Annotated in this window: 24 protein-coding genes; 23 read left to right on the top strand and 1 reads right to left on the bottom strand. The window is 67.0% G+C overall.

The features are described from left to right. Window position 1 precedes the first annotated feature (1 nt). Window positions 2–5317 carry a glutamate synthase-related protein gene (locus tag AAFP35_RS06840; protein WP_419220815.1) on the bottom strand — a complete coding sequence of 1772 codons (5316 nt, stop codon included), beginning with the start codon at window positions 5315–5317 and terminating at the stop codon, window positions 2–4. A gap of 369 nt (window positions 5318–5686) precedes the next feature. Here AAFP35_RS06840 and rpmE point away from each other — a divergent pair, with 369 nt between their 5' ends. The 23 genes from rpmE (at window position 5687) to AAFP35_RS06725 (ending at window position 25207) form a co-directional block, all read left to right on the top strand. Further along, complete coding sequence (gene rpmE, locus AAFP35_RS06835; protein ID WP_419220814.1) at window positions 5687–5914, top strand: 50S ribosomal protein L31; 228 nt, start codon at window positions 5687–5689, stop codon at window positions 5912–5914. A gap of 170 nt (window positions 5915–6084) precedes the next feature. Next, entirely contained in the window at window positions 6085–7161 is a 1077-nt protein-coding gene (prfA, locus tag AAFP35_RS06830; protein ID WP_419220813.1) for a peptide chain release factor 1, read from the top strand. Window positions 7162–7165: 4 nt separating this feature from the next. Then, on the top strand, window positions 7166–8086 hold the full coding sequence (gene prmC / locus AAFP35_RS06825; protein ID WP_419220812.1) for a peptide chain release factor N(5)-glutamine methyltransferase: 921 nt from the start codon (window positions 7166–7168) through the stop codon (window positions 8084–8086). Next, window positions 8083–8739, top strand: a complete 657-nt coding sequence (locus AAFP35_RS06820) for an L-threonylcarbamoyladenylate synthase (protein ID WP_419220811.1) — start codon at window positions 8083–8085, stop codon at window positions 8737–8739. Before prmC ends, AAFP35_RS06820 begins: the two co-directional genes overlap by 4 nt. A 3-nt stretch (window positions 8740–8742) precedes the next feature. Beyond that, a complete protein-coding gene (gene glyA / locus AAFP35_RS06815) occupies window positions 8743–9960 on the top strand; it encodes a serine hydroxymethyltransferase (protein ID WP_419220810.1) in 1218 nt (405 codons plus the stop codon). Window positions 9961–10006: 46 nt separating this feature from the next. Then, entirely contained in the window at window positions 10007–11248 is a 1242-nt protein-coding gene (locus tag AAFP35_RS06810; protein WP_419221145.1) for a glycosyltransferase family 4 protein, read from the top strand. 288 nt (window positions 11249–11536) lie between these two features. Continuing rightward, window positions 11537–11950: a hypothetical protein gene (locus tag AAFP35_RS06805; protein WP_419220809.1), complete on the top strand. Its 414-nt coding sequence runs from the start codon at window positions 11537–11539 to the stop codon at window positions 11948–11950. Continuing rightward, window positions 11947–12702 carry a F0F1 ATP synthase subunit A gene (gene atpB, locus AAFP35_RS06800; RefSeq protein WP_419220808.1) on the top strand — a complete coding sequence of 252 codons (756 nt, stop codon included), beginning with the start codon at window positions 11947–11949 and terminating at the stop codon, window positions 12700–12702. Before AAFP35_RS06805 ends, atpB begins: the two co-directional genes overlap by 4 nt. An 85-nt stretch (window positions 12703–12787) precedes the next feature. Further along, the gene (locus tag AAFP35_RS06795; RefSeq protein WP_419220807.1) at window positions 12788–13045 is read left to right on the top strand and encodes a F0F1 ATP synthase subunit C; all 258 of its coding nucleotides are present in this window, start codon (window positions 12788–12790) and stop codon (window positions 13043–13045) included. 49 nt (window positions 13046–13094) lie between these two features. Next, a complete protein-coding gene (locus AAFP35_RS06790; protein ID WP_419220806.1) occupies window positions 13095–13577 on the top strand; it encodes a F0F1 ATP synthase subunit B in 483 nt (160 codons plus the stop codon). A gap of 2 nt (window positions 13578–13579) precedes the next feature. Continuing rightward, on the top strand, window positions 13580–14926 hold the full coding sequence (locus tag AAFP35_RS06785) for a F0F1 ATP synthase subunit B/delta (protein WP_419220805.1): 1347 nt from the start codon (window positions 13580–13582) through the stop codon (window positions 14924–14926). Window positions 14927–15005: 79 nt separating this feature from the next. Next, the gene (gene atpA / locus AAFP35_RS06780) at window positions 15006–16637 is read left to right on the top strand and encodes a F0F1 ATP synthase subunit alpha (RefSeq protein WP_419220804.1); all 1632 of its coding nucleotides are present in this window, start codon (window positions 15006–15008) and stop codon (window positions 16635–16637) included. A 44-nt stretch (window positions 16638–16681) separates the two neighbouring features. Beyond that, window positions 16682–17614 (top strand): F0F1 ATP synthase subunit gamma, encoded by a 933-nt coding sequence (locus tag AAFP35_RS06775; protein ID WP_419220803.1) that lies wholly within the window; start codon window positions 16682–16684, stop codon window positions 17612–17614. A 34-nt stretch (window positions 17615–17648) separates the two neighbouring features. Then, on the top strand, window positions 17649–19097 hold the full coding sequence (atpD, locus tag AAFP35_RS06770) for a F0F1 ATP synthase subunit beta (RefSeq protein ID WP_419220802.1): 1449 nt from the start codon (window positions 17649–17651) through the stop codon (window positions 19095–19097). A gap of 9 nt (window positions 19098–19106) precedes the next feature. Further along, window positions 19107–19487, top strand: coding sequence for a F0F1 ATP synthase subunit epsilon (locus AAFP35_RS06765; RefSeq protein ID WP_419220801.1), 381 nt, complete (start codon window positions 19107–19109; stop codon window positions 19485–19487). Between the two features lie 181 nt (window positions 19488–19668). Next, complete coding sequence (locus AAFP35_RS06760) at window positions 19669–20112, top strand: DUF2550 domain-containing protein (protein ID WP_419220800.1); 444 nt, start codon at window positions 19669–19671, stop codon at window positions 20110–20112. Window positions 20113–20169: 57 nt separating this feature from the next. Further along, window positions 20170–20811, top strand: coding sequence for a cob(I)yrinic acid a,c-diamide adenosyltransferase (locus AAFP35_RS06755; RefSeq protein ID WP_419220799.1), 642 nt, complete (start codon window positions 20170–20172; stop codon window positions 20809–20811). Between the two features lie 9 nt (window positions 20812–20820). After that, window positions 20821–22074, top strand: coding sequence for a UDP-N-acetylglucosamine 1-carboxyvinyltransferase (gene murA, locus AAFP35_RS06750; protein ID WP_419220798.1), 1254 nt, complete (start codon window positions 20821–20823; stop codon window positions 22072–22074). Between the two features lie 4 nt (window positions 22075–22078). After that, window positions 22079–22420 (top strand): ArsR/SmtB family transcription factor, encoded by a 342-nt coding sequence (locus AAFP35_RS06745; protein WP_419220797.1) that lies wholly within the window; start codon window positions 22079–22081, stop codon window positions 22418–22420. 93 nt (window positions 22421–22513) lie between these two features. After that, the gene (locus tag AAFP35_RS06740) at window positions 22514–23245 is read left to right on the top strand and encodes an energy-coupling factor ABC transporter permease (protein WP_419220796.1); all 732 of its coding nucleotides are present in this window, start codon (window positions 22514–22516) and stop codon (window positions 23243–23245) included. Continuing rightward, complete coding sequence (locus AAFP35_RS06735; protein ID WP_419220795.1) at window positions 23242–23634, top strand: PDGLE domain-containing protein; 393 nt, start codon at window positions 23242–23244, stop codon at window positions 23632–23634. Before AAFP35_RS06740 ends, AAFP35_RS06735 begins: the two co-directional genes overlap by 4 nt. A gap of 5 nt (window positions 23635–23639) precedes the next feature. After that, a complete protein-coding gene (cbiQ, locus tag AAFP35_RS06730; protein WP_419220794.1) occupies window positions 23640–24416 on the top strand; it encodes a cobalt ECF transporter T component CbiQ in 777 nt (258 codons plus the stop codon). Further along, complete coding sequence (locus AAFP35_RS06725; protein WP_419220793.1) at window positions 24413–25207, top strand: energy-coupling factor ABC transporter ATP-binding protein; 795 nt, start codon at window positions 24413–24415, stop codon at window positions 25205–25207. The genes cbiQ and AAFP35_RS06725 overlap by 4 nt, the downstream gene beginning before the upstream one ends. Window positions 25208–25898: the final 691 nt, after the last annotated feature.

Here is a 25898-nt window from a genome sequence, read left to right as displayed (position 1 = left end):
CTCAGCCAACCTTTGCTGTGTCGGAGTCGGTCGGTCCCGACCGCAGGGCATCGGCGATGTCGCCGACGGAACGCGCCACGAAGAGCTCATCGAAACTCGGTAGCCCGCCCAACTTCTCGCGGTTCTTGTGATCCTGCGTGAGGATCCACCCGTAAGTGCCGGGAGCATCCATGGACCGGACGTTGCGTCGCGCGAGCGCCTGTTTGTAGTCGTCGACCCGTTTGGCGGCGATGAGCGCGGCCAGCTGTCGATCGTCGTGTTCGGCGAGCACGTCACGGGCGTAGCGCGCGACCTTCGACAGCAATTCGAAGTCCTCGGTGAGGACCAGATTGCGTGCCCCGGTCGCGATCGCCTGATCGGCCCACGCCGCCTGACCGGGCCCGCGGGTCCGGGAGAGTCGGGCCGTCGTCACCTGGCGTGCGAGTTCGTACACGATGAAGGCGCCCAGCAGTCGGAACATCTCGGATGTATCGGTCTGTCCGTAGTCGGGCACCACACCGCCGGCCACCGGATCGCCGCTGCGGATGCTGCTCTTGAGTGCGCGCACCTGGTGACCGGCCAGTGCCATGGACAACTCGGTGAGCAGGTCTCGGCGCGACAGCGAGGCGAGCAGCGCATCGCTGTCCTGATAGGCGGCCAGCGCCCGTGGCATCACGTACGAGATGTGGTGGCGTTCGGTCTCCCAATTGTCCAGGATGCGTGATCCGACAGCGGAACCAGTTGCTGCGACATGCATCTCGAGCATCATGCGCACCGCAAGGCCGTGTACCGACGCCAACGGGTCGTCACCGGTGATGGCGCCGATGACGACCGAGTCGCCGGAGATCCGACTGTCGAGGTCGCCGGTCGGGTCGTATTGGTAGAAGAAGCCACCGCTGCAACCGTTGCCGATGCCCTTGCCGAAACCACCGAGATTGAGCACGGCGCCGTTGGTCATGTACTCGCAGGCGAACTCACCGACACCCTCGACCACTGCGGTGGCACCGGAGTTGCGCACCGCGAAGCGATCACCCGCCTCGCCGGCCACGAACAGGCGGCCGCCGGTCGCGCCGAACAACGCGAAGTTGCCGATCAGGACGTTGCCGCCGACCGACGGGGACCCACCGCCGGGCGAGCAGACCACGACCGAGCCCCCGGACATGGATTTCGCGACCCCGTCGTTGCAGGTTCCGGTGTGCTGCAAGATCATGCCGTCGTTGCAGAACGCCGCGAAGGACTGCCCGGCAGACCCTCGCGACACGATGCGCACGGACTCCGGTGCGAGGTGTCGACGACCGCGATCATCGGTGTGCACCGACGGCAGCGTCGCCGCGATCTCATCGTCGAGCTCGTGGTTGAGGAGACGCTCGATGTCGACGGCGAGTTGGGCCCCCACGCTCTTGCTGCGGTTGTCAAGGAGCGGCGTCGCGAGTTCGACGGTGTCGGCGCGCGCACCGATCAGCGCCGAGCGCACCTCGACGAGCAACATGTCGTCGATCGTGTAATCGCTGTCGAGATACACCGGATCGGCGATCTCGGGTTCGTCGGCCTGTGCGAGAAGGGCATCGGGGCGCATGGCGCCGATCACCGACGGATGATCCATCAGCGTGAGCAGATCGGTGCGTCCGCGGGCGGCCCGCAGGCTCGGTAGTCTCAGGGCGGCAAGGATCTCACGTACGTCGTGCGCCACGTTCAGCAGATACTGGGCCATCGACCGCGGATCCCCGTCGAAGACCTCGGGATTGGTGGTCAGGCCGGCCGGACACTTGATGTTGCAGTTCTTGGCCATCACGCAGCCGATCATCATCAACGCCGATGTGCCGAACTCGAAGCTGTCCGCCCCGAGCAGTGCCGAGGTCACCACGTCTGCTCCGGTTTGATGTGCACCTGACGTGCGCAGCACGATCTTGCGCCGAAGCCCGTTGGCGCTCAATGCCTGGTGGACCTCGGCCAGGCCCAGCTCGGCGGCGCGTCCCGCGTAGCGCAGGGACGAGACCGAGGCGGCGCCGGTGCCTCCGGTGTTTCCTGCGACGTTGATGACGTCGGCGCCGGCCTTGGCCACGCCGACCGCAATGGTGCCGATGCCTTCCGACGACACCAGTTTCACGATGACTCGTACCCGGGCGGCCTTGCAGTCGTGGATCAGCTGGGCGAGATCCTCGATCGAGTAGGTGTCGTGGTGTGGTGGCGGTGAGACGAGCTCGACGCCGGGGGTGCCACCGCGCGCCGCGGCGATCTCCACCGTGACCTTCGACGCCGGGAGTTGCCCGCCCTCACCGGGTTTCGCTCCTTGGCCGATCTTGATCTCGAGCTCGCGCAGCATCGGATCGGCGAGATAGCCCGCCCAGATGCCGAACCGGCCCGATGCGAACTGCTTGATGGCCGAGGCTCGGATGGTCCCGTATCGGGACATGTGTTCGCCGCCCTCGCCGCTGTTGGACAGTCCGCCGACCATGTTGGTGCCGTGGGCCACTGCCTCGTGGGCCGCGGCGACCAGAGCGCCGTGGCTCATGGCGCCGGAGGCGAAGGTTGCGGTGATCTCGTGTGCGGGTTGGATCTCGTCGAGCGCGAGTGGCGTTGTGCCGACGGGCATTCCGTCGTCGTCTTCGTGGACGAGATCGGTGGGGAGCCGGAGGATGTCGCGCAGAGCGGCCGGGCGGGCAGCCCGTGTGGTGGTCAACTCCGCGACGAAGGACCGGTAGGCGTCGGTGATGACGAAGCCGTCGATGTCTTCGTCGGACAGCCGGTGATAGCCGGACTCTGCATACGCGCGCTCGTCGAGACCGAAGGCCTCGTCGAGATCGCGCAGGGTGAGGAGGCGCAACCGGCCGGTGTCGTCGACCTCTGCCGGCCCCGACACGTGGTGGGCGGTCCCGATGGTGATCTTCTCGGCGGCCAGATCACCGAACTTACGGACGGCGGTCGTGCCGAACGAGTGCCCGGCGCCGTCGGCCCGCTCCTTGAACAACCCGAGCAGCGGCAACTCGGCATCGGTGGTGATCGGTGTGCACATCGCGGCCCGGTGCGCACGGGTTGTCGCCTCGACGATCGGCAGGAGTCCCACACCGCCGACCGGGGTCCTCAGCGTCGGAAACCAGCGTCGCAGATCGGGATCGGTGGTGTCGAGGAAGTTCGGTTCGAAGAACTCGCCGCCGATGTAGCTCTCCACCCGGCACAGCCCGACCCGTCCCATGGTCTTCATCAAGGACTTCTCGGCGGCCGTGATCCAGCGCCGCAGTCCGCCTTCGGGGTCGTCGGGGGTGACCGATCGAGCACGCCGGACGACCGAGTGTGGATGGACCGCTGCAGCGCCGAAACCCAGTGTGGCGGCGAGATGATGGGACGACTCGACCTGTCCGGTGTCGGCGACCAGGGAGACCCGCAGACGCAGACCCGCGGTGATCAGACGGTGGTTGACCGCCGACACGGCCAGGACGATCGGGAGCGCAGCGCGGCCGGGTGCGATCGCACGGTCGCTGAGCACCGCTATCCCGCCGTGGGTCCGCGCGAAGTCGACGACGTCGTCACCGAGCCGGTCGATGGCCTCGACGAGTGCGGCGCGGTCGGTCTGCGGATCGGTGTCGGCGGGCTCGAGGGCGTAACACGCATCGAATCGTCGGATCGGGATCTGCGTCTGGGTGAGGAGCAGATCGAGTTGTGGTGCGGTGAGAACCGGTGTCGGCAACACGATCTGGCGAGTGCTCGCGGAGTGCCCGCTCTCGTCCGGGCGGGCTCCGAGGGCGACGCGCAGGGTCATGCCGTCGGCTTCGCGGATGCTGTCCAGTGGGGGATTGGTGACCTGGGCGAACCGCTGGGAGAAGAACCGCGCGACCGAGGCCTCGATGTTCGTCAACGCATTGATCGCGTTGCCGAACCCCATGGCCGACACACGTTCGACCCCGTCGGTCAGCATCGGGTCGATGAAGTAGCGGAAACTCTCCTGGTCGAGGTGATAGGCGCGATGACGCTGATGGTCGGTGAGTTCGTCGTCGACGATGCTGGTGCGGGCCGCCGCCGACGTCCCCAGATCGGCGAGGTCGACCTTCGCGGCACCCAGTAGGGCGGGGTAGTCCCTTGCAGCAGCGAGTTTTTCGTATGCGTCGTCGGTGGTGTAGATGCGGTGTTCGCGGTGGTCGTAGTAGATCATGCCGCCCGCCGACACCCGGCCCCGCGCGATGACCTGCTCGGGTGGCACCGAGATCTGGCCCGCCTCGGAGAACACGCACAGGTAGTCGGTGGTCTCCAGGGTGCGCAGTGGTCGCAGGCCGAGCCGATCCAATCGGGCGCCGATCACTGTGCCGTCGCCGAACACCACCGCGGCTGGTCCGTCGTTGCACTCCTCGTAGAGCGAGAAGTACTCGAACATGGCCCGTACCGGCGCCGACAACGACGTGTCGTTCTCCCAGGCCGGCGGCATCATCGAGACGACGGCGGTGACGAGGTCGACCCCGTCATCGACCACACGCGCCGCGACGGTCTGGTCGAGGCGGGAACTGTCGGACTGCCCGGGCGGACGCACGATGCTGCGTTGCCGGGCGGCGGCGGCGCACACCTGTGCGATCCGGTTCTTCCGGTCGGTGTTGAGCTCGCCGTTGTGCGCGAGGAAGCGGAACGGCTGGGCCATCGTGGGATGTGGATCGGTGTTGGTGGAGAACCTGGTGTGGAACGAGAGTGTGTGGATCGCGTGGTCGGGATCGCGCAGGTCGAGGAAGTAGTCGATGACCTCGGGGGCCGACAGGCGTCCCTTGAGGACCTGGGTGCGGGCCGACAGCGACAGTGGGTACAGGCCCGTCAGCCGCTCGGTGGTGAAGGCGACGCGCTCGATGTCGAGCAACGCCTGCTGCACCAGTCGGTCGAGCGCGGCGGGCTGCGGGCACGGGTCCGGGGCGGCGAACACCCATTGACGGATCGGCAGCTGGAACTCCGATGCGGCGGGCCGCAGTACCGAGGCGTCTACCGGGACGTCGCGCACGGCGAGGACATCGAAGCCGCGCTCGGTCATGGTGTGTTCGATGACCGCGATGGCGTGCTTGGCATCGTCGGGGTCGGTGGGGAGGAAGAAGTTCCCGACACAGAAGCGCCCTAGACGTAAGTCGGGGCTGGCCGTCACCTTGCGGAAGAAGCGCAGCGAGAGATCGATGGACACTCCGCCGCCGTCGCCGACGCCCAGCGCCGACATACCGCCACGGTGGGGCACCGAGCACAGGGCCTCCCGGGCTCTGTCGATGACGTCGTGACCCTGTACCCCGTCCTTGCGGGTGATGAAGCCCACGCCGCAACTGCTCTTCTCGTCGCTGGGGTCCCACAGGAGTTGCTGGGGATGCTCGTCTGGCCGCATTCGTTCCTCTGGTCTCGGCCGGCGCGCACAGGAGGCCTGACGGCCTGCACCTGCACGGTCGGTGCTGGTCGGAGGGTTATGACGCCGCTGCGACGATGAAGGGGCGCCGTCAGGCCGACAGCGTACTACTTAGCTAAGGCTTAGTTATGTTAGGGCAACCTAATTACGCGGTCGAGGTCGCGGAATGAAACCCGGTGGGTGGATGTTGTGCAGCGTGAGATCGCTCGTTCCCGTGCCGGGGACTTCTGTGGAGATCCGTAGATTTCCAGGTGAGATACCCGGCGTGGCATACTGAGCGGTCGAGTCCGGTTCCGGTTCACACCGCCGATCCCCGGCGGTGACCCGGCGACCACAGAAAGGGACAACGAGATGAAGCAGGGTATTCACCCCGAGTACGCAGTGACCACCGTGGTCTGCGGTTGTGGCAACACCTTCGAGACCCGCAGCACCGCGGCCAACGGACGCATCAACGTCGAGGTCTGCTCGCAGTGCCACCCGTTCTACACGGGCAAGCAGAAGATTCTCGACACCGGCGGCCGCGTCGCCAAGTTCGAGAAGCGCTACGGCAAGCGCACCAAGACGGCAGACGCCAAGTAGCCCGATCGACGACGCCCTCCGGAGCGCGCAGACAGCGACGCACCGGACGGGCGTCGTTGTCGTTTCCGCTTCGGGTCGTTCCGATATCGGGCGTTTCGGGGTCGTGTCGTTCCGGAGCCATGTCGTTGTCGCATGAGGTGGGCGGGTTCGCCCGCGAGAGGTGAGTACAGATGGGTACCCAGAGTCCGTCGGCGATCGACGACATCCTCGCCGAGCACGCAGGCCTCGAGGCGCAGCTGGCCGATCCCTCGCTGCACGACGACCCCACCGCCGCCCGGCGCGTCGGCAAACGATTCGCCGAACTCGCGCCGATCATGTCGACCTACCGGCGACTGGAGGTGGCGCGCGACGATCTCGCCGCGGCCCGCGAACTCGCCGCCGACGACGAGACCTTCGCCGAGGAGGTGCCCGCACTCGAAACGCTGGTCGCCGAACTCGAGGAGACGCTGACGGATCTGCTCGCACCCCGCGATGCGCATGACGGCGACGACGTGGTCCTCGAGATCAAATCGGGTGCAGGTGGCGAGGAATCGGCGCTGTTCGCCTCGGATCTCGCGCGGATGTACCTGAAATACTGTGAGCGACGCGGGTTCAAGGCGCAGGTGCTCGGCGTCACCGAGTCCGACCTCGGTGGCTACAAAGAGGCCACCATCTCGATCAAATCGAAAGAGCAAGTGCGCGACGGCGTCTGGTCACGACTGAAATTCGAGGGCGGCGTGCACCGGGTGCAGCGGGTGCCGGTCACCGAATCCCAGGGCCGGATCCACACCTCGGCGGCGGGGGTGCTCATCTACCCCGAGCCCGAGGAAGTCGAACAGATCCAGATCGACGAATCCGATCTGCGGGTCGACGTGTACCGCTCTTCCGGCAAGGGCGGACAGGGTGTCAACACCACCGACTCCGCGGTGCGGCTCACCCATCTGCCCACCGGGATCGTGGTGACGTGCCAGAACGAACGCTCGCAGCTGCAGAACAAGGCGCGCGCGATGCAGGTGCTCGCGGCGCGGCTGCAGTCGGCTGCCGAGGAAGAGGCCGACGCAGCGGCCGCCGAGGGGCGTGCTGCGCAGGTCCGCACCGTCGATCGGTCCGAGCGCATCCGTACCTACAACTTCCCGGAGAACCGGATCACCGATCACCGCATCGGGTACAAGGCGAACAATCTCGACGCGGTTCTCGACGGGGAGATGGACGCCCTGCTCGATGCACTCGTGGCCGCAGACCGGCAGGCGAGACTCGAGGCGGAATGATCCGATGAGTGGGCCCCGCGGCGCGGCCGACCTGTATCGCGTCGATGCCGAGCTGTCCTGGGCGCGCGACCGGTTGACGCTGGCCGGGATCGACTCACCGGGCAGCGATGCCGAATGGCTGCTCGCCGACGCGTTGACCGTCGAGCGCGGCAGACTCGTCCTCGTCGACGGTCTCGACGAGGTGCAGCGGTCCCGATTCCGGGCCGCAGTGGAGCAGCGTGCGCAGCGAATCCCGTTGCAGCACATCGTCGGTACCGCGGCCTTCGGTCCGGGTGAACTCGCCGTCGGGCCCGGAGTGTTCGTGCCCCGGCCGGAGACCGAGTTCCTCGCCGAATGGGCGCAGGCGCAGACCCGCACGACCGTCGAGCCCGTCATTGTCGACCTTTGCAGCGGCAGCGGAGCGCTCGCCATCGCGCTGGCGGTCCTGGTGCCCGCAGCACGCGTGTACGCGGTCGAGCGGTCCCCCGATGCCCTGGAATGGTTGCGGCACAATGTCGCCGCCTCCGACGCGGTCGCCGATCGGATCACCGTCGTCGATGCCGACGTGACCGACCCGGCGCAGATGAGTGCCGTGGGCCTCGACGGCACCGTCGATGTCGTCGTCGCCAACCCGCCGTATGTGCCCCTCGACGCCGAGGTCTCGCCGGAGGTCGCCCACGATCCGGCCGAGGCGGTGTTCGGTGGTGTCGACGGGATGGCCGTGATCGTTCCGATGATGCCGATCGTGGCGTCGCTGCTGGCACCCGGCGGTGTCGTCGGAGTCGAACACGACGACACCACGTCCGCGCAGGTCGTCGCCGCGATCGATGGGCTCGGCGAGTTCGCCGACGTGCGGGCGCACCGGGACCTGGCCGGCAGGCCCCGATTCGTCACGGCGCGCCGGGTTCCCGGCGTCAGGGACGGGCGTGGGAGAATGGCGCCGTGAGCACGGTATTCGACTGCGGGGACCCAGATGCCAGATCGGCAGGCATACGTGCGGCCGTCGGGGCGGCGAAGGCCGGGCGGCTCGTCGTGCTGCCGACCGACACCGTCTACGGCATCGGATGCGATGCGTTCGACCCGGAAGCGGTCGCCGCACTGCTGGCGGCCAAGGGCCGCGGCCGCGACATGCCTGTCCCGGTGCTCGTGGGTTCCTGGCACACCATCGACGGGCTCGTGTTGTCGGTGCCCACGGCAGCACGCGATCTCGTGGAGGCATTCTGGCCCGGCGGATTGAGCCTCGTCGTGGAGCAGGCCCCCTCGCTGTCGTGGGATCTCGGTGACGCCGACGGCACCGTGATGTTGCGGATGCCTCTGCATCCGGTGGCCATCGAATTGCTCCGCGAGGTCGGGCCGATGGCGGTCTCGAGCGCCAACGTGTCCGGTCAGCCGGCGTCGACCACCGCGGACGAGGCGCGCGCCCAGCTCGGCGAATCGGTCTCGGTCTACCTCGACGGTGGGCCTGCCGCCGCAGCGCAGGCATCCACCATCGTCGACGTGACCACTCCGGTGCCGCGCATCCTGCGCGCCGGCGCGGTGTCCACGGCGGCGATCGCCGAGGTTCTCGATCTCGACGTCGACGCCCTGACCTCACCGTAGATCGTGACCGAGACGACGACCGATCCCGAGATCGACGCCCTGATCGCCCGCGAGGCACAGCGTCGGGCCACCACTCTTCAGCTGATCGCGAGCGAGACGCCCGCGAGTCCGGCGGTGCGTGCCGCCCTCGCGTCGGACCTCGGTGCCAAGTACGCCGAGGGGTATCCGGGCGCGCGCTACCACGGTGGATGCGAGGTCGTCGACGAGATCGAGCAACTCGCAGTGGACCGCGCGGCGACGCTGTTCGGCGCCGACGACGTGAACGTACAGCCGCTGTCGGGCAGCGCGGCGAACCTCGCCGTGTACGCGGCGTTCGCCCAGCCGGGCGACCCGGTGTTGGCGCTGCACCTGCATCACGGCGGACACCAGACCCACGGGTCTCGTGCGAACTTCTCCGGTCGCTGGTTCACCGGAATCCACTACAACGTGCGCGAATCCGACGAACGGATCGATTACGACGAACTGCGCGAGCTGGCCCTCGTGCACCGGCCGCGCATCATCGTGGCGGGCGGGGCGGCGTATTCGCGCTTCATCGATTTCGCCGCATTGCGGGCGATCGCCGACGACGCCGATGCCATCTTGTGGGTCGACGCCGCACATCTCGCCGGCCTGGTGGCCGGGGGAGTGGCACCGTCTCCGGTGCCGTACGCCGACGTGGTCACCCTTGCCACCCACAAGGTCCTGCGAGGCCCGCGGGGCGGGATGATCCTGGCCCGCGAGGCCCACCGGGCCGCGCTGCGCAAGGCGGTCCACCCGTTCGTGCAGGGCGGATCGTCGATGAACTCGATCGCCGCCAAGGCGGTGTGCATGCGGGAGTCGGGGACCGCAGAGTTCGCCGAGTACACCGCGACGACGGTGTCTCTCGCGCAACGGCTGTGCAGCGATCTCGTCGAGGGCGGGCTGCGCATCGTCAGCGGTGGCACCGATACGCACCTGGCCGTCGTGGACGTCTCCGGCATCGGACTCACCGGAATCGAGGCGCAGCGACGTCTGGCGGCTGCGGGCATCGTGGTCGACAAGGCCGTCCTGCCCTACGACTCCGAACCGGTGACCTCGGGATCCGCGATCCGCGTGGGGACCTCGTCGTCGGTGCTCGCCGGTCTCGGTGTGGACGACGCCCCGGTGATCGCCGATGCGATGATGCGGGCCCTGCGCGAGCCGGTGGGCGCGGCACAACACGCCGGGATCCGCGCCCGAATCGCCGACCTGCTCGACAGGTAGCGTTGTGCTGGTGTTCGAAACCGCTGCCGGGGTACCCGGCCTGGCCCTGGGTGCCGGTCTCACCGACCCGGGGACGGCCGTGTGGGCGGCAGCCGACAGCGGCGGTGCGGGTGTGCCGCTGCGCGAACTCGCCCTGGTGGGTTTGACGGCTGCGGCGGTCACCTATCTGCTCACCTCACTCGTCCGGGTCTTCGCGATCCGCATCGGAGCCGTCGCGGTGCCGCGCGTTCGCGACGTCCATGTGATCCCGACCCCGCGTCTGGGTGGGCTCGGAATGTTCGCCGGCGTGGTCGCGGCGATCGCGCTCGCGGCCAACCTCCCGGCGTTGACCCGCGGATTCGCCTACACCAGCGACATGGGAGCGGTGATCGTCGCCGGTGCCGTCATCGTCATCGTCGGGGTCATCGACGACCGGTGGGGTCTGGATGCGCTGACCAAGTTCGTCGGGCAGCTCACCGCCGCCGGTGTGCTGGTCATCCTGGGCGTCAGTTGGTACCTGCTCTACGTGCCGTTCGCCGACATCGGCACCGTGGTCCTCGACCCCCTGCAGGCGGGACTGCTGACAGTGGCCATCACCGTGGCCACCATCAACGCGATCAACTTCGTCGACGGTCTCGACGGTCTGGCGGCCGGACTGGGACTGATAGCAGCGGCGGCGATCTGCATGTTCTCCCTCGGGCTGCTCCATGATCAGGGTGGCGATGTCAGCTATTACCCGCCGGCGCTCATCTCGACCGCCCTCGCCGGCGCCTGTCTGGGATTCCTGCCGCACAACTTCTCCCCGGCGCGCATCTTCATGGGTGACTCGGGTGCGATGCTCATCGGGCTGATGCTGGCGGCCGCGTCGACGAGTGCGTCCGGCCGCATCGCGATCAATGCCTACGGGCCTGCGGACGTCTTCACCCTGCTGTCGCCGTTGATCCTGGTCGCTGCGGTGGTGTTCGTGCCGATGCTCGACATGCTGATGGCCGTCATCCGCCGGACACGCGCAGGCGTGGGTTTCTACACGCCGGACAAGATGCACCTGCATCATCGGCTGCTCGAGCTCGGACACTCGCAGCGCAGGGTCGCGCTCATCATCTACCTCTGGGTCGGTGTGCTCGCGTTCTCCGCGGCGGCCAGTACGCTGTTCCCGGTGTCGGTGGTCGCCCCGATGTTCGGGGCCGGTCTGATCATCGCCCTGCTCGCTACGATGGCCCCGCGTCTGCAGCGTCGGCTGGCGGGGATGCGCACCCGAGGGCATGCGGACGGCCCCGAGTCGTCCGATTCGCTGGCTCACCGCACCTGATTGCGGCGGGGAGGGCGACCCCGGGTAAGGCGATGGTAAAAACCCGTGTACTATCCCCCGTAGTAGGTCGACGTCGGCGCGAACGAGGTCATCGGTCATCCGGATGACACGACTCGCACGGCATTGACACCCCTCCCGCCTCGCTGCGTGCATACCCCCCGGTTGGTACGGGTGCGAGTGTTGGTAGTGTCACAGAAAACCAGAGCTTACGTCCGGCGATTCGATTCGCCGATCGCACGCTCGATACCCTGTGCCCGATGGGCCAGGGCTTTAGTTGAGGAGAGGCGCATGACCACATCTGCACCTGACTCGACGGTCTATTACCCCGCGGCACCCACCGGTCTGCGACGTCCCGGGATCATCGCGGCGGTGGTCGTCGTGGCGGTGTTCGCCCTGTGCATCGCGATCGGCCACGTGTGGTTCGCGGTCTTCTTCGTGGCCGGCACGGTGGGGATTTTCGTCAACACCATCCTGGTGCGTCGCGCGGTCGAGGTCGTGGCCGCGCAGGAGCACCCGCGTAAGCAAGCTCTCGCCGTCAATTCCGCCTACCGACTCGGCGCCATCACCGTGTTGGCGTTGGTCGCGGCGTTCCTGGTCCGGCCCGACGGGTTGGGCGCGCTGTTCGGACTTGCCATCGGCCAGGTGATCCTGGTCCTCAACACGGTGATTCCGGTGATGAAAGGACTTCGTAAGCAGCCATGACCGCAACGTCTTATCTGGCCGAGGCCCAGATCGAGGTCGGCCACCATCGGACGGCCGAGTTCCTGGGCATGACCTGGAACGTCGACACGATCGTCGCCACCGCCATCGCCGCGGTCGTCGTGATCGCGCTGGCGTTCGTCGTGCGGTGGAAGGTCACCTCCGGCAAGCCCAACTCGGTGCAGCTGTACTTCGAGGTGCTGACCGTCCAGATGCGTCAGCAGATCGAGAGCTCGATCGGCATGCGCGTCGCGCCGTTCGTGTTGCCCCTGGCCGTCACCCTGTTCACCCTGATCCTCGCCGCCAACTGGCTCGGCGTGATCCCGTGGCAGTACGCCAAGGAGGACGGCTCCACCACCGAGCTGTTGATGACGCCGTCGAGTGACGTCAACTTCGCCTACGCCCTCGCGCTGTTCGTCTTCGTCTGGTATCACCTCGCCGGTGCACGCCGACGCGGACCGTTCACGCACATGAAGATGCTCGTGAAGGGTCACGCCGCAGGTCTTGCGCCGATCAACATCATCGAGGAGATCGCCAAGCCGGTCTCCCTGTCTCTCCGACTTTTCGGCAACATGTTCGCCGGTGGAACCATGCTCGCGGTCATCGCGCTGTTCCCGGCATACATCTTGTGGGCGCCCAACGCCCTGTGGAAGTCCTTCGACCTGTTCGTCGGTCTGATCCAGGCGTTCATCTTCGCCCTCCTGACGATCCTCTACTTCAGTCAGTCGATGGAGCTGGAGGAAGACCACCACTAGTACGAACCCTGGTCGGCGCCGCCGGCCGGGCCCGTAAGACCTGACAACGCGAAATTGTCAGTTTCACCCGAAAGGAAATCTCTCAATGGATCCCAATCTGATTGGTCTGGGCGCGTTGATCGGTGGCGGCCTCATCATGGGCGGCGGCGCGATCGGTGCCGGTATCGGTGACGGTATCGCGGGTTCTCAGCTGATCGCTGGTATCGCACGGCAGCCGGAGGCGCAGGGTCGCCTCTTCACCCCGTTCTTCATCACCGTCGGTCTGGTCGAGGCTGCGTACTTCATCAACCTGGCGTTCATGGCGCTGTTCGTGTTCGCCACGCCGATCTCCGGCCAGTCCTGATCACGGACGCCAACCGGATTCGTAAGGACCGCAAGGGAACCCACGCAACATGAATCTCGCCGCAGAGAACTTTCTCATCCCCAACGGTACGTTCTTCGCGTGCCTGTTGATCTTCGTGATCGTGCTCATCGTCATCCGGACCATGGTCGTCCCACCGATCGTGAAGGTGCTCGACGAGCGCAACGCGCGGGTCGCGCAGACTGCCGAGGACAACCGGGCGGCTGCGGCGAGCTACGAGGACGCCGACACCGAGTACCGGGCCGCCATGAAGGACGCCCGGGGGGATGCGACCGGTATTCGGGACGAGGCACGCGCCAAGGCCAACGAGGAGTTGGCCGCGGCCAAGCGCCGGGCGACCGATGAGGCGGACTCCGCGCTCGCGGAGAACAGCAAGGCACTCAAGGTCGAGGCCGATTCCGCGCTGGAGACGGCACGACGCGACGTCGACCGGTTGGCGCAGACCCTGGCCGGCCGGGTGTTGGGAAATGATGTCAAGGCCGCAAAGGCCGAGCAGACGGAGACGGTGAACTAACAGTGGACATCTTCATCGGACAGCTCATCGGCTTCGCTGTCCTCGCGCTTCTGTTCTGGCGCTTCGTGCTACCGCCGCTCAAGCGCGCAGTGGTGAAGCAGCAGGACACGATCGGACAGCAGATCGTCGACAGTGACACCGCCAAGGCCCAGCTCGCCGACGCCAAGGCAGCGCATGAGCGTGCGCTGACGAACGCGAAGACCGAGGCCGAGGAACTGCACCGTGGTGCGGTCAAGGACGCCGAGGGGATCACCGCCGACATCCGCGCGCAGGCCGACTCGGAGGTCAACCGGATCACCGAACACGGACGTTCGCAGGGAGAACTGCTGCGGGCCAACCTGGTTCGTCAGCTGCGCTCGGAACTCGGACTCAGCGCGGTCGACAACGCAGGTCAACTGGTGCGGTCGCACCTCGCGGAGCCGGCCGCCCAGGCGCAGAGCATCGATCGCGTGATCGATGAACTCGAGGCCATGTCGGCCCGGACGCCGGATACCGTGCCCGCCAATGTCGAACTGCTCGGACTGCACTCGATGCGGGCGAGCAGCCGTTCGGCGGCGCGCGCCGTCGCGCAGGAGTTCGATTCGGCGAGCGCCGGTCTGGACAGTGCGGCACTCGGCACGGCGAGTGAGGAGCTCACCCAGGTGATCGGTGTTCTCGCCGACAACCCGGTGTTGCGCAAGAAGCTCACCGATGACGACGACAATCCTGCAGGCAAGGAGCAGGTCGTGCGGTCGCTGTTCGGCGGCAAGGTGTCGCCGATCGTGGTGGACGTCCTGGTTGCCGCGGTCAAGCAGCGGTGGTCGTCGAGCGCTGACTTCACCGCCGGACTGCGCAGGCAGAACGCGCTGGTCGTGCTCACCTCGGCCGAGCGTGACGGCACCATCGAGCAGGTCGAGAACCAGCTGTTCGCGGTGGCTCGGGTGCTCGAGCAGAACCCGCAGCTGGCCTCGCTGCTGTCGGATCACACGCACGACGGTGCGAAGCGGGTGGAGATGCTCCGCTCGTTGGTCGGAGACAAGGTGAACGCTCACACCTGGTATCTGATCTCGCACACCATCGTCCTGCTGCACGGGCAGCCGGCGGATGTCGCGGTCGACCAACTCGCCCAGCTCGCCGCCGCGCGTCGGGGTGAATCGGTCGCGCACGTGGTGTCGGCCACCGAACTGACCGCCGCCCAGCAGGCACGACTCGCGTCGGTGCTCGGCACCATCTACGGCCGGACGATCTCGGTGCAGACCGAGATCGATCCCGCGATCCTGGGTGGTCTGCGCATCGGTGTGGGTGACGAGCAGATCGAGGCGGATGTCGCCACACGATTGGCGAAGGCGGCCACGAGCCTGCCGCGCTGATCACCGAGAATCCCGACCAGCCACACCCGAGCGAACAACCCAAACCACCAGCCGGATTGATCAAGAAAGACGAGTACCCATGGCGGAGTTGACGATCTCACCAGACGAGATTAAGGGAGCGATCGAGCAGTATGTCTCGTCGTTCGAAGCCGATGCCTCCCGCGACGAGGTTGGCATCATCACCGACACATCGGACGGTATCGCCCACGTCAGCGGACTGCCCGGCGCAATGGCCAACGAGCTGCTGAAGTTCGAGAACGGCGTGCTCGGAGTCGCCCTGAACCTGGACGAAGACGAGATCGGCGCCGTCATCCTCGGTGACTACGAGTCGCTGGAAGAGGGCCAGCAGGTCAGCCGTACCGGCGAGGTCCTCTCGGTCCCCGTGGGCGACAAGTTCCTGGGCCGCGTCGTCGACCCGCTGGGTGCTCCGATCGACGGACTCGGCGACATCGAGGCCGAGGACCAGCGCGTCCTCGAGCTGCAGGCCGCCTCGGTGCTCGAGCGCCAGCCGGTCGAGGAGTCGTTGGCCACCGGTATCAAGGCCATCGACGCCATGACCGCCATCGGCCGTGGCCAGCGCCAGCTCGTCATCGGCGACCGCAAGACCGGCAAGACCGCGGTCTGCATCGACGCGATCCTGAACCAGAAGGCCAACTGGGATTCCGGCGACCCGGACAAGCAGGTCCGCTGCATCTACGTCGCGATCGGCCAGAAGGGCTCGACCATCGCGGGCGTCAAGACCGCTCTCGAAGAGGCCGGCGCGATGGAGTACACCACCATCGTCGCGGCCCCGGCTTCGGATTCGGCCGGCTTCAAGTGGCTCGCCCCCTACACCGGTTCGGCCATCGGCCAGCACTGGATGTACTCCGGCAAGCACGTCCTGATCGTGTTCGACGACCTGACCAAGCAGGCCGAGGCCTACCGCGCCATCTCGCTGCTGCTGCGTCGTCCGCCGGGCCGCGAGGCATACCCCGGTGACGTCTTCTACTTGCACTCCCGTCTGCTGGAGCGTTGTGCGAAGCTGTCCGACGCCATGGGCGGCGGTTCGATGACCGGCCTGCCGATCATCGAAACCCAGGCCAACGACGTGTCTGCGTTCATCCCGACCAACGTCATCTCCATCACCGACGGCCAGGTGTTCCTGGAGTCGGACCTGTTCAACAAGGGCGTCCGCCCCGCCATCAACGTCGGTACCTCGGTGTCGCGCGTCGGTGGTGCCGCGCAGACCAAGGGCCTCAAGAAGGTCTCCGGCTCGCTGCGTCTGGAGCTCGCACAGTTCCGTGAGCTGGAAGCCTTCTCGGCGTTCGCCTCCGACCTCGACGATGCGTCGAAGGCGCAGCTCGAGCGCGGAGCCCGCTGGGTCGAGATGCTCAAGCAGGACCAGTACAGCCCGTTCTCGGTCGAGGACGAGATCGTGTCGATCTACCTGTGCGGTGAGGGTCACTACGACTCGGTGCCGGTCGACGACATCCGCAACTTCGAGTCGCAGCTGCTCAGCCACCTGCACCACGAGGCCAAGGGCGTCTACGACGCGATCGCCGGCGGCAAGGCGCTCGGCGACGATCAGGCCGAGGCACTGGTCACCGAGACCAACAAGTTCAAGAACAGCTACCTCACCCACGACGGCAAGCGCGTCGTGAACGAGGCCGAGGCCAAGGCCATGGACTCCGAGGACGTCGAGCACGAGCAGATTACGGTTCGCAAGTCGTGATCGCGTCGTCCGACATTCGTCCGAAGAGAAAGGGGTGATCGCCGATGGCCAGCATTCGTGAGCTGCGCTCACGCATCCGGTCGGTGAATTCGACGAAGAAGATCACCAAGGCGCAGGAGCTCATCGCGACCTCGCGGATCACCAAGGCACAGGCCCGGGTGGCGGCGGCGAAGCCTTATGCGCACGAGATGACCGAGGTGCTCTCGGAACTGGCGAGCAACGCAGGTTCGCTCGAGCACCCGCTGCTCGTCGAGCGTGAGAAGCCTCGTCGTGCAGGGATTCTCGTGGTGACCAGCGATCGCGGCATGTGCGGCGGCTACAACGCCAACGTGCTGCGGGCGACGCGCGAACTCATCTCGCTGCTGCGGGAAGAGGGCAAAGAGCCCGTGTTGTTCGTGACGGGTCGCAAGGGCGTGGCCTACTTCACGTTCCGTAGCGCCGAGGTCGCCGACTCGTGGACCGGCTTCTCCGAGTCGCCCGAGTACAGCGACGCCGGGGTGGCCACCGACTTCCTGGTCGATCTGTTCGTCACCGGGTCCGGTGCGCAGGTGGAACGGCCCGACGGCGAGGGCACTCTCGAGGGCGTCGACGAACTGCACCTGGTGTACACCAAGTTCGTCACGATGCTCACCCAGGTGCCCGAGGTGCGACGGATCGCTCCGCTGGTGGTGACCGAGGCCGACGATCCCGAGGAAGCGGAGATCCACCACGCCTCGCGGAACTATTCGTTCGAGCCCGGTGCCGAGGCGCTGTTGGACGCGCTGTTGCCGAAGTACCTGGCAACCCGGGTCTACGCCGCGCTGCTCGACTCGGCGGCGTCGGAGTCGGCAGCCCGCCGTACCGCCATGAAGTCCGCGACCGACAACGCAGAGGAGCTGGCGACCTCGCTGTCGCGCGAGGCCAACAAGCTCCGCCAGGCGCAGATCACCCAGGAGATCAGCGAGATCGTCGGCGGTTCGAGCGCCCTGGCCAACTGACCTATCGACCCAAAGAGGAAGTGACCCAAGCACCATGACTGCAGCAGTAACCGAGAGTGCGACCAGCTCTGCTGGTTCGGCACACGGCCGCGTCGTCCGGATCATCGGCCCCGTGGTCGACGTCGAGTTCCCGCGCGGCTCCATCCCAGACCTTTTCAATGCCCTGCACGCGGAGGTCACTCTCGCAGCGGTGGCCAAGACGCTGACCCTGGAGGTCGCGCAGCACCTCGGTGACAACCTGGTGCGCACCATCTCCATGCAGCCCACCGACGGCCTGGTGCGCGGCGAGACCGTCGTCGACACCGGTCGCCCGATCTCGGTGCCCGTCGGCGACGTCGTCAAGGGCCACGTGTTCAACGCCCTGGGCGACTGCCTGGATGCACCGGGCACCGGACGTGACGGCGAGCAGTGGGGCATCCACCGCAAGCCGCCGGCCTTCGACGAGCTCGAGGGCAAGACCGAGATCCTGGAGACCGGCATCAAGGTCATCGACCTGCTGACCCCGTACGTCAAGGGCGGCAAGATCGGTCTGTTCGGTGGTGCCGGTGTGGGCAAGACCGTTCTGATCCAGGAGATGATCACCCGTATCGCGCGTGAGTTCTCCGGCACCTCGGTCTTCGCGGGCGTCGGTGAGCGCACTCGTGAGGGCACCGACCTCCACCTCGAGATGGAGGAGATGGGCGTCCTCCAGGACACCGCGTTGGTGTTCGGCCAGATGGACGAGCCGCCGGGCACGCGTATGCGCGTGGCGTTGTCGGCGCTGACCATGGCGGAGTACTTCCGCGATGTGAAGCACCAGGACGTGCTGCTGTTCATCGACAACATCTTCCGGTTCACCCAGGCCGGTTCGGAGGTCTCGACGCTGCTCGGCCGTATGCCGTCTGCCGTCGGTTACCAGCCGACCCTGGCCGACGAGATGGGTGAGCTCCAGGAGCGCATCACCTCGACCAAGGGCCGGTCGATCACCTCGCTGCAGGCGATCTACGTGCCTGCCGACGACTACACCGACCCGGCGCCGGCCACCACCTTCGCGCACCTCGACGCGACCACCGAGCTCTCGCGTCCGATCTCGCAGCTGGGTATCTACCCGGCCGTGGATCCGCTGACGTCGACCTCGCGAATCCTCGAGGCCTCGATCGTCGGTGACGAGCACTTCCGCGTCGCCAACGAGGTCAAGCGAATCCTGCAGAAGTACAAGGAACTCCAGGACATCATCGCGATCCTCGGTATGGACGAGCTGTCCGAAGAGGACAAGGTCACGGTGCAGCGTGCTCGCCGTATCCAGAAGTTCCTCGGTCAGAACTTCCTCGTCGCCGAGAAGTTCACCGGACAGAAGGGCTCGGTCGTGCCGCTCGCCGACACCATCGAGGCGTTCGACCGTGTCTGCAAGGGTGAGTTCGATCACCTGCCGGAGCAGGCGTTCAACAGCTGCGGCGGTCTCGACGACGTGGAGGCCGCAGCTGCCAAGATCGCCGGAAAGTAGCGGATCACCATGGCAGAGAAGTCCTTCCGAGTCGAGATCGTCGCCGCCGACGAGGAGCTGTACACCGGTGAGGCCACCTTCGTGATCGCCCAGACCACGGTTGGTGAACTCGGTGTGCTGGCCAACCACGAGCCGTTGCTCGGACAACTGGTCCCGGGTGGCTTCGTGGTGATCGTCGAGACCGACGGCACCCGGCGCAGCGCCGCGGTCCAGGGCGGATTCCTGTCCGTGACCGGCGAATCGGTGACTGTGCTCGCCGAGTCGGCGCAGTGGGCGGACGGCATCGACGCGACCGCCGAGCGTGCCGCGCTCGAATCGGCGGAGCCGGGAAGTGACGAGTACAACCGTGCTCATTCACGTCTCGCGGCCGCGGAGCACGCCGGCAACTAGATCACATCGCCACGACGGCCGGGTATCGCACACAGCGATGCCCGGCCGTCGTCGTCTGTCTGGCATGCTGGGAGTCGAACGTCCGCGCATGGAGTCGTTCGACTCCTTCGCCGGTGTGTGTGAATGGTCCACATGCCGGTCCGCAGCCCCGTCGCGCGGGCGTCGTGGAGGTGTGCGCCTGGTGTCATCGATCGTGGTTGTGTTGGGCGTGCTCCTGATCGTGGCGGTCGCCGTGTGTGCATTGTTGGCGTACCGGCTCGGTCAGCTCCGCAGTGCGGGCACCCCGGTGCTGCTCCGCGAACTGCCCGCGGCCGCCGACGAAGGCTGGCGGCACGGCACGGTGCACTACGGCGACGACACCCTCCGGTACTACCGACTCAGTTCCCTACGGCCCGGTCCCACCCGCACATTGGTGCGGCAGTCCATCGAGATCAGTCGGCGTCGCCGAGCCGAGGGGTCCGAGGCCGACATCCTCGACGGCATGGTCATCCTCGAACTCGAGCCCGGTGCCGACGAAGCAGGTCGTGCATTCGAGCTGGCGATGGCCCCCGGCGCGGACACCGCCTTCCAGTCGTGGCTCGAGTCGCGACAGTCGCGGCGTTCGCAACGTCGGCGCAGTGCGTGACCGCATCGTCGCGCCAGGAGTTCGGGGTGTGCGGGGTCGGGCAGTAGATTCGACGGCATGGCCGTACATCTGACTCGGATCTACACGCGCACCGGCGACGACGGGACCACCGGATTGAGCGACTTCTCCCGGGTGGCCAAGACCGATGTGCGAGTGGTCGCGTACGCGGACTGCGACGAGGCCAATGCCGCGATCGGCATGGTGCTGGCGCTGGGTGACGTCCCCGACGATGTGGCCGAGGTGCTCAGGACCGTGCAGAACGACCTGTTCGACGCCGGTGCCGACCTGTCGACGCCGGTCGTCGACGACCCGCAGTACCCACCGCTGCGTATCGAACAGGACTACATCGACGCCCTGGAGACGTGGTGCGACGGCTTCGGCGCCGACCTCCCCGCACTCGACTCCTTCGTGTTGCCCGGCGGCAGTCCGTCGAGTGCGTTGCTGCATCATGCGCGGACCGTCACCCGCCGGGCCGAGAGGTCGGCGTGGGCGGCGGTGGCCGCCGGCCCCGACGACACCAGCGTCCTGCCTGCCCGCTATCTGAACCGGCTGTCGGATCTGTTGTTCGTCCTGTCCCGCGTCGCCAATCGCCCACCGAGTGGTGAGGGCGACGTGAAGTGGGTCCCGGGCGGCGACCGGCCGCGTCCGGCCGCATCCGAGCGTGGTCGCGCCGATCGCCGTCGTACCGGTGACCGCTAAGGTGGCAGCGTGAGCGATCGGTTTCTGGTGTCCGGAGGAGCACGGCTGTCCGGGGAAGTGGCTGTCGGCGGAGCCAAGAACAGTGTGCTGAAACTGATGGCGGCGGCACTGTTGGCCGAGGGCACCACACGGTTGACGAATTCGCCGGAGATCGCCGATGTCCCTCTGATGGCCGATGTGCTCCGTGGACTCGGTGCGGTGGTGCGGATCGACCACGACACCGTGGAGATCGATGCCCCGGCAGAGCCGAAGTATCACGCCGACTTCGACGCGGTGAAGCAGTTCCGGGCGTCCGTGTGTGTGCTCGGCCCCCTGATGGCCCGATGCCATCGCGCGGTCGTCGCGCTGCCGGGCGGTGACGCGATCGGTTCGAGGCCGCTGGACATGCATCAGGCGGGGCTGCGGGCGCTCGGTGCGCACAGTTCCATCGAGCACGGCTGCGTGGTCGCCGAGGCCGACACCCTGGTGGGCGCACCGGTCGCTCTGGAGTTCCCGTCGGTGGGCGCCACCGAGAACATTCTGATGGCCGCCGTTCTCGCCGACGGGGTGACCACGATCGACAACGCCGCCCGTGAACCGGAGGTCGTCGACCTGTGCGTGATGCTGCAGCAGATGGGTGCCCGCATCGACGGTGCCGGTACGTCGACGCTGACGGTCACCGGCGTCGACCGGCTCCACCCGACGACACATCGCGTGGTCGGTGACCGGATCGTCGGTGCGACATGGGGTATCGCCGCAGTGATGACACGCGGCGACGTCACGGTGCACGGGGTGGTGCCGGAGCATCTGCAGCTGGTGCTCAACAAGCTCGTCGACGCGGGTGCGCAGGTGGACCGCTTCACGGACGGTTTCCGGGTGCGCCAGGAGAACCGCCCGGTCGCGGTCAATGTGTCGACGCTGCCGTTCCCGGGTTTTCCCACCGATCTACAGCCGATGGCGATCGGTATGGCCGCGATCGCCGACGGTATGTCGGTGATCACGGAGAACGTCTTCGAGGCGCGTTTTCGCTTCGTGGAGGAGATGGTGCGCCTCGGTGCCGACGCGCGCACCGACGGCCATCACGCGGTGGTGCGCGGATCCGAGCGCCTCTCGAGCGCTCCGGTGTGGTGTTCGGACATCCGGGCCGGTGCCGGTCTGGTTCTGGCCGGGTTGGTCGCCGACGGCGTCACAGAGGTGCACGACGTCGAACACATCGACCGCGGGTACCCCCGGTTCGTCGAGAATCTCCGCAGCCTGGGCGGCGCCATCGAACGGGTCGGCTGACCCGATGGGTGAGCCCACGCGAGGCCACGGGCGACCAGGTCGAGACGTGGTGACGGGCGCCGACGACGGTGACGTCGACGTCGCCGAGTGGGCCACCCGGTTCGACCTGCTGTCCGACCCGCATCGTCTGGCGATACTGCTGGTCCTGCACCGGCATCCGGGCATCTTCGTCGGTGATCTGGCGACCGCGGTGGGGCGGACGGAAACGGCGGTGTCGCAGGCGCTTCGTGTGCTGCGCCACCAGGGGTGGGTCAGTTCGACACGTGTCGGTCGATCGGTGAGTTACCGCCTCGACGACGACACCGTGCACGACCTCCTGCATTGGATGGGTGCGGGCCACCAGTAGGTGGCGCGGTGCGAACCTGTCCCATCGGACCGTCTGCTCACCCGAACATCTGAATAAGTGGACAGATGATGTCGGCGGCCTTAAGTTCGCTTCATGATCATGACCACGCCGCAGGCGGAGCGCAGCGTCGTCGCGATGCACATGAGTGACGGAATCATCAACGCGCCCGTCTCGATGTTGTTCGGGGTCATCGCATTCGGCGCCTTGGCGTACTGCGTGTGGCGGACTCGCGTGGATTTGGACGAGAAGGCCGTACCCTTGGCCGGGCTGGTGGCGGCGTTCGTGTTCGCGGTCCAGATGATCAACTTCCCGATCCTGCCCGGCGTCAGTGGGCATCTGCTCGGAGGGGCGCTGGCCGCGATACTGGTCGGTCCGTACACGGGTGCGTTGTGCATCGCGATCGTGCTTGTGGTGCAGGCGTTGCTGTTCGCCGACGGCGGCGTCACCGCGCTGGGTGCGAACATCACGAACATGGCTCTGCTCTCGACGTTCGTCGGCTATCTCGTCGCCCTCGCCGGGTATCGGCTGTGCGGCCGTAGCCCATCTGTGCGACAGCTCGGTGCGGTTTCGTTCGTTGCCGCATGGTGCGGAACAGTAGCTGCAGCAACAGGTTTCGTGATCGAGTACGCAATCGGAGGCGCGGCGACGCAGTCACTGGCCACGATTGCGGGCTATCTCTGGGGCACACACGCCCTGATCGGCATCGGTGAAGGGCTCATCACCGCGATCACCGTCATGGCGGTGGCGCGTGTCCGGCCCGATCTCGTTCACCTGCTGCACCCGAGCGCCCGGCGTGACGACGAGCGGATGGGGGCGCCGGCATGAGCGCGCACACCGACGTCGGCCCCCGTGTCAGCCGACGGCTGTTCCTCGTGGTCTTCGGGGTCGTCGCACTGATCATCGCCGGTGTGCTCTCGTATGCGGCGAGCTCGTCGCCGGACGGACTGGACTCGGCGACCATGCGCGGTTGCCAGACCGTGGTCACCGACGGCCGCGAGGAACTGATCGGGGACTGCATCGCCCAGCAGGCAACCGATCACGCGCTCGGCTCGTCACCGCTGGCGGACTATGCGCTGCACGGACGTACGCACACCAACGGGATCGCCGGCGTGGTCGGAGTCGTGGTCACGTTGGCCGTGGCCGTCGGACTGTTCTGGCTACTGATCGCCCGACGTTCGGCGCGATCGTCGGGCGAGACGGCGAACGAGGTCTGATACGCGTGGGTGGCCCGAATGCACAACCGCTCTACCGGGCGGGGCGCTCGCCGGTCCATCGCGCTCCCGCCGAGGCCAAACTCGTCTGCCTGGTGCTGTTCGTGGGCGCCGTGGTGGCGACACCGCGCGAGTCGTTCGTTCCGTACGCGGTCTACGCCGGGATGCTGATCGCGATCTGGGCTCTCGCCCGGGTTCCGATCACGTGGATCGCGCCACGCATGCTGATCGAGGCGCCGTTCCTGGTGCTCGCGGTGCTCCTGCCGTTCGCGGAAGCCGGCGAGCGTGTGCACGTCATGGGTCTCTCACTCTCGGTTCCGGGGCTCTACGCAGCGTGGGGCATCGTGATCAAGGGGACGCTGGGTGTGGCGGCGTCGCTGACCTTCGCGGCCACCACGCCCGCGCGGGAACTCCCGTTGGCGCTCACCCGTCTCGGCGTGCCCGCCACCGTGACCCCGGTGATCGTGATGATGCTCCGCTACGCGGATGTGCTGTCCGAACAGATCCGGCGGATGCACACCGCTCGGGTCGCGAGAGGCGACTCGCCGCGGATGCTGCACCAGGTCAGTGCGATCGCGAAGGGCGTGGGTTCCCTGTTCCTGCGGTCCTACGAGCGTGGTGAGCGGGTGCATCTGGCGATGATGTCGCGTGGCTTCACCGGTGTCGTACCGGAGACGCCGGGCATCGGAACGGCCCCCCGCGCCGTCGGGTCTCGGTGGGCGGTGGTGCTGGCTCCGGCGGTGCTTGCCGTGGTGGTGGCCGCAACCGCTTGGGGGACACGATGATCGATGACCGTCTACCGGCCGCGGTCGAGGCCCGGGGAGTGCGCTTCGTCTATCCGGACGGTCACGTCGCCCTCGATGGAGTCGACCTCACCATCACCGCAGGTGAGCGCGTCGCACTGCTGGGGCCCAACGGCGCGGGCAAGACCACCCTCATGCTGCATCTCAACGGTGTTCTTCGTGCGACGTCCGGCGAGGTGAGGATCAACGGAACCCAGATCGGCAAGAAGACCCTGCGGCAGGTCCGCCGACAGGTCGGGCTGGTGTTCCAGGACCCGGACGATCAGCTCTTCATGCCCACGTTGGCCGAGGACGTGGCCTTCGGCCCGGCGAACTTCGGCGTCGCCGGGGCGGAGCTGACCCGACGCGTGGCCGATGCATTGGCGACGGTCGGGATGGCCGATCAGGCCGAGCGTAGCCCGCATCATCTGTCCGGTGGGCAGCGGCGCCGCGGTGCATTGGCCACCGTGTTGGCCTGTCGCCCTGACATTCTCGTGCTCGACGAACCCTCGGCGAATCTGGATCCGGTGGCCCGACGTGAGCTCGCCGAGACCCTGCTGGGGATCGAGACGACGATGCTGGTGGTGACACACGACCTGCCCTACGCAGCGCAGTTGTGTGATCGGGCGATCATCGTCGACGCCGGTCGGGTGGTGGTCGACGGTCCCATCCACCAGGTACTCGCCGACGAGACCACGCTGTCGGCACACCGCCTCGAGCTTCCCTGGGGTTTCGACGCCCGAGCGATGTCAGCCGATCGGGCAGGTCGAGGCCGGCCCACTGGTCGACAATGATCGCAAAACGAATGGTTTGAGGACCGAGATACATTGGCGGACAGTGCGATGCGCGCATAGACGTCGATCTCCGGCCACGGATACGGCGCGCCCGGGCAAGAGCCCGCCGCGGCGCCAGGGACGGGAGAACGGGGGAGGGGCCGCGATCCGCAAGCGGGGGTCGGCGGGGTCGCTTCACTGTCCCTTCGGAGAGGCAGTCGCCGGGCCGTCGGAGGACGTTTCATGGCGCACGTCACAGTTGTGCACGACCGTCCCAATCCGCGAAATATGCACGGCTGCCGCACGATCGAAATGCCTTGACCTGCGGGTTCGACAGATCCACTTGAGCGCGAACAGGCGATTTGACCCTGGCGGAGCGGTTGCGTAACTTTCTTCGAGTCAGAGCGACCACGGCGCCGCCCCGGACAGACCCGAGAGGGACTGGGAGGGGAAGGGAAACCGGGTTTACGCACTGGCCGCCCCGAAGTTGTTGTCCAGGAGAGCCTTGCGCAATCTTGGCCGCTGCATCGGGTCCAGATTCACTCGGCTGGACGTGCAACCGCAAGTTGCGCTCCGAAGATTGGCTCTGGTACTCTGGAAAAGTTGCTCCGGACACGGAGTGGACATTCCAAAACGAACAAAGCTTGCCGAAGAGCGCCTCTTGTTGGGGTGGTGTTGGTGGGTGTGTGTTCTTTGAGAACTCGATAGTGTG

The sequence above is a fragment of the Gordonia sp. CPCC 206044 genome (assembly GCF_048537895.1).
Classification (GTDB): Bacteria; Actinomycetota; Actinomycetes; order Mycobacteriales; family Mycobacteriaceae; genus Gordonia.
This window is presented reverse-complemented; position numbering and strand designations above follow the sequence as displayed.